Source organism: Microbacterium sp. zg.Y909, assembly GCF_024626565.1.
The window spans coordinates 1-4,422 of the sequence record NZ_JANJFJ010000362.1 but is presented as its reverse complement, the minus strand read 5'-3'; the positions used below and the strand labels follow the sequence as shown (position 1 = coordinate 4,422).

Here is a 4,422-nt window from a genome sequence, read left to right as displayed (position 1 = left end):
GACGGCGATCGCATCATCGGCGCGTCGGTGGCGTTCTTCGCCGCCCCCGCCGAGCGCTCGATGCACTCGCACGTCACCGGGGTGCTCCCCGAGTACCAGGGCCGGGGGTTCGGGCGGCTTCTCAAGGCGCACCAGCGCACGTGGGCCTTCGCGCACGACGTCGGCCACATCACCTGGACCTTCGACCCGCTGGTGGCCCGCAACGCCTACTTCAACCTCGTCGTGCTCGGCGCGCGGGTCACGGAGTACCTCATCGACCAGTACGGCCCCATGGACGACGGCCTGAACCGGGGCGACGAGACCGACCGGCTGATGGCGTCGTGGGCGCTCGCCGCTCCCGCCGCCGCACCCGACCCGGGCGACGTGGTGGCGACCGTCGCGGTGCCCCGCGACGTCGAGGGCCTGCGCCGGGAAGCCCCCGCGGAGGCGACGGTCTGGCGGCGCCGCGTGCGCGAGCAGTTCGCCGAGCAGGCGGCATCCGGGCTCGTCGTCGGCGGGTTCGACCCCGACCGCGGGTACCTGTTCGTGCGGGCCTGACGACGCGGCTCGGCCGGACGGGTGCGCGGCTTCACCGGCTGAGCCGACGCGGCTAGCCTGTGCGCATGCCCATCGCCACGCCCGCGGCATCCGTCGCCCTCGAAGGCATCGAGCTGCGCGTGCTGCGCATGCCGCTCGTCTCGCCGTTCACCACCTCGTTCGGCACCGAGTCCGAGCGGGAGGTGATCGTCGTGCGGGCGCTGACGGCCGACGGCGACGGCTGGGGCGAGATCGTCACGCAGGCGGCTCCGCTGTACTCGAGCGAGTACACGCAGGGGGCGTGGGACGTGACGCTGCGGTGGCTCGCGCCGGCGCTGCTGGACAGCCACGTCATCGCGCCGGAGCAGATCGCCGGCATCCTCGAGCCCTTCAGGGGGCACCGCATGGCGAAGGCAGGGCTGGAGCTGGCGGTGCTCGACGCGAGTCTGCGCGCACAGGGCCGGGCGCTGGCCGAGTACCTCGGCGCGGTGCGCGACCGGGTGCCCAGCGGGGTGTCGGTGGGGATCCAGCACGACCCAGCTGCCCTCGTCGACGCCGTCGCGGAGTACCTCGACGCCGGCTACCTGCGCATCAAGATCAAGATCAAGCCCGGTCGCGACATCGCCGACACGGCGGCGGTGCGTGACGCCTTCGGCACGATCCCGCTGCAGGTCGACGCCAACTCGGCGTACACGCTGGCCGACGTCGACACGCTCGTCGAGCTCGACCGCTTCGACCTGCTGCTGATCGAGCAGCCCCTGCAGGAAGACGACCTCGTCGACCACGCCGTGCTCGCCGAGCGACTGCGCACGCCCCTGTGTCTGGACGAGTCGATCGTCTCGCTCAAGGCCGCGCAGGACGCGCGGGGGCTTGGCGCGGCCTCCGTCATCAACATCAAGGCCGGCCGGGTCGGCGGTTACCTCGAGGCCGTCGCCATCCACGACCTCTGCCGGGGCGCCGACATCCCGGTGTGGTGCGGCGGCATGCTCGAAACCGGCATCGGCCGGGCCGCGAACGCGGCGCTCGCCGCCCTGCCGGGCTTCACGCTGCCCGGCGATGTCTCGGCGTCGGACCGGTTCTACCCGCGCGACATCGTGACCGACCCCATCGTGCTCGAGGACGGCCACGTGCGGGTGCCGATGGGCCCGGGCATCGGGATCGAGATCGATCCGCTGGCGCTGGAGGACTTCACCGTCGCCCGGGAGACCCTGCGGCGGTAGGCGGCGCGGGCGCGGGCGCCGCCGGGCGAGCGGCGACCGCCCCATAGGGTGTGGGGATGAGCACCGTCGCTCCCGAAGACCCCGCCGCGGCCGCCCGCGGCATCTCCCGCCGCACCCAGTCGCACATCTACCGTGCCGGCATCAGCGGCCAGACGCCGCGCGTGCCGGTGGACCCGCTGCAGCTCGAGGCCGCCGCACGTCGTGCTTTGAGCGCCGAGGCCTTCGCCTACCTCGCCGGCGGTGCGGGCGCCGAGCGGACTGTGGCCGCCAACCGTGCCGCCTTCGACGCGTGGGAGGTGTGGCCGCGGCCGCTGCGTGACGTGTCGAGCCGCGATCTGTCGATCGACTTCCTCGGACGTCGCCGCGAGACGCCGCTGCTGCTGGCGCCGCTCGGGGTGATGGAGCTCGCCCACCCCGACGCCGACCTCGCCGTCGCGCGCGCCGCGGCATCCGCAGGTGTCCCCTACACGCTGAGCAATCAGGCCTCGTATGCGATGGAGCGGGTGTGGGATGCCGCGCCCAACGGCGACCGGCTGTTCCAGCTGTACTGGTCGGCCTCGGAGGAGCTCAACCGGTCGCTGATCGGCCGGGCCGAGGCCTCGGGGTGCGAGGCGATCGTGATCACCCTCGACACGCACCTGCTGGGCTGGCGCACCCGCGACCTCGACCTCGCGTACCTGCCGTTCACGCGCGGGCTCGGCATCGCGCAGTACACGGCCGATCCCGTCTTCCGCGGGCTCGTGCGGGATCGGGTGCGCAGCGCCGCCATGGCGGGCGCCGACGCCGCCGAGCCCGGTGACAAGCTGCGGATGACGCCGCGCACGGTCGCCGCCGGGGTCGGCATCGCGCGGCGGGGAGCCGCGCTCACCGGGTCCACGCGCCTGCGTGAGAATCTGCGCTCGCCGCTGCCCCGTGCGGCGATCGAGACGTTCCTCGACGTGTTCTCGACCCCGGCGCTCACGTGGGACGCGCTCGATCGCGCGCGTGAGTGGACGTCGCTGCCCATCGTCCTCAAGGGCATCGTGCACCCCGACGACGCCGCCCGTGCGGTGGACGCGGGGATGGACGGAGTCTGGATCTCCAACCACGGCGGCCGGCAGATCGACCGGTCGGTGCCGACGCTCGCGGTGCTGCCGGCGATCGCAGAGCGCGTGGCCGGACGGGTCCCGGTCGTCTTCGACTCCGGAGTCCGCAGCGGCGCCGACGTGTTCATCGCCCTCGCCCTCGGGGCCACCGCGGTCGGTCTCGGCCGCCCGTATGCGTACGGACTCGGCGTCGCGGGCGAGGCCGGGGTCGGCGAGGTGGTGCGCAACGTGCTCGCCGAGCTCGACATCACCCTCGGGCTCTCCGGGCACACCTCCGTCGGCGAGCTCACTCCGGCCGCCCTCCGCCGCGCGGACTGACCCGGTCGCCCCCATAGGCTGAGACCGTGACCATGCCGCCTCCGCCCCCGCAGCCGCCGTATGGCGCTCCGTACGGGCCCGCTCCGCTCAGCCCTGCCGACGAGAAGATGTGGGCCACCCTCATCCACGTCGGCGGCATCTTCTTCGGTTTCGTCCCCGCGCTGGTCGGATACCTGGCGCTGCGCGACCGCGGCCCGTTCGTGCGCGCCCATGCCGCGACGGCTCTGAACTTCCAGCTGACGGTGATGATCGCCGCCTTCGCGGGAATGGTGCTGCTGTTCCTGCTGGTCGGCGCCTTCGTCCTGATCGCCGTGGTCATCGTCGACCTGATCTTCTCGATCATCGCCGCCGTCAAGGCCAGCCAAGGGCAGTGGTACCGCTACCCGCTGACGATCACGTTCGTGCGCTGAGGCCCGGCGGCTAGAATCGACGGATGCCGCGGCCTCGCGGCATCCGCGATTTTCGCGCCCGCACCACGACCATTTGGAGCCACCTGTGGCCGAGCAGTCCCGCCTCGACAAAGTCATCGCCCTCGCCCGTCACCGCGGGTTCGTGTTCCAGGCCGGTGAGATCTACGGCGGATCCCGCTCGGCATGGGATTACGGCCCCCTCGGCACGGAGCTGAAGGAGAACATCCGTCGCCAGTGGTGGCAGACGTTCGTCCGCGGCCGTGGCGACATGGTGGGTCTGGACTCCTCGATCATCCTTCCCAAGCGGGTCTGGGAGGCGTCGGGCCACGTCGCGACGTTCACCGACCCCCTCGTGGAATGCCTGCAGTGCCACAAGCGCTTCCGCGCCGACAACCTCATCGAGGACTTCGAGGCGCGCAAGGGCCGCCCCGCCGCCAACGGTCTGGCCGACATCCCGTGCCCGAACTGCGGCACGAAGGGCAAGTACACCGAGCCCAAGGCGTTCTCCGGCCTGGTGAAGACCTACCTCGGCGTCGTCGACGACGAGTCGGGTCTGCATTTCCTGCGCCCCGAGACCGCGCAGGGCATCTTCGTCAACTTCACCAACGTGCTCACGGCGTCGCGCAAGAAGCCGCCGTTCGGCATCGGCCAGGTGGGCAAGGCCTTCCGCAACGAGATCACCCCCGGCAACTTCATCTTCCGCACCCGCGAGTTCGAGCAGATGGAGATCGAGTTCTTCACCCCGCCCGCAGAGGCGCCCGAGTGGTTCGACCACTGGGTCGAGGCGTGCTGGAACTGGTTCATCGACCTGGGCATCAACGCCGACAACATGCGCCGCTTCGACGTTCCCGAGGAGGACCGCGCGCACTACTC

The 4,422-nt window shown here is 71.8% G+C and carries 5 protein-coding genes; all 5 read left to right on the top strand.

Annotated elements, in window-relative coordinates; translation table 11 throughout:
- The coding region (locus tag NQ160_RS19200) for a GNAT family N-acetyltransferase (protein WP_257516712.1) at window positions 1-537 on the top strand (537 nt) is incomplete at its 5' end.
- A gap of 65 nt (window positions 538-602) precedes the next feature.
- Complete coding sequence (gene menC / locus NQ160_RS19195; protein WP_257516711.1) at window positions 603-1,736, top strand: o-succinylbenzoate synthase; 1,134 nt, start codon at window positions 603-605, stop codon at window positions 1,734-1,736.
- A gap of 56 nt (window positions 1,737-1,792) precedes the next feature.
- The gene (locus tag NQ160_RS19190) at window positions 1,793-3,139 is read left to right on the top strand and encodes an alpha-hydroxy-acid oxidizing protein (RefSeq protein WP_257516709.1); all 1,347 of its coding nucleotides are present in this window, start codon (window positions 1,793-1,795) and stop codon (window positions 3,137-3,139) included.
- A gap of 32 nt (window positions 3,140-3,171) precedes the next feature.
- Entirely contained in the window at window positions 3,172-3,549 is a 378-nt protein-coding gene (locus tag NQ160_RS19185; protein WP_257516713.1) for a DUF4870 domain-containing protein, read from the top strand.
- Window positions 3,550-3,634: 85 nt separating this feature from the next.
- Window positions 3,635-4,422 (top strand): glycine--tRNA ligase (locus tag NQ160_RS19180; RefSeq protein ID WP_257516708.1); only part of this gene is annotated, 788 nt, incomplete at its 3' end.

Coding starts and splice junctions, on each gene's coding strand:
- menC (WP_257516711.1), top strand. CDS start 603: ATGCCCATCGCCACGCCCGCGGCATCCGTCGCCCTCGAAGGCATCGAG.
- NQ160_RS19190 (WP_257516709.1), top strand. CDS start 1,793: ATGAGCACCGTCGCTCCCGAAGACCCCGCCGCGGCCGCCCGCGGCATC.
- NQ160_RS19185 (WP_257516713.1), top strand. CDS start 3,172: ATGCCGCCTCCGCCCCCGCAGCCGCCGTATGGCGCTCCGTACGGGCCC.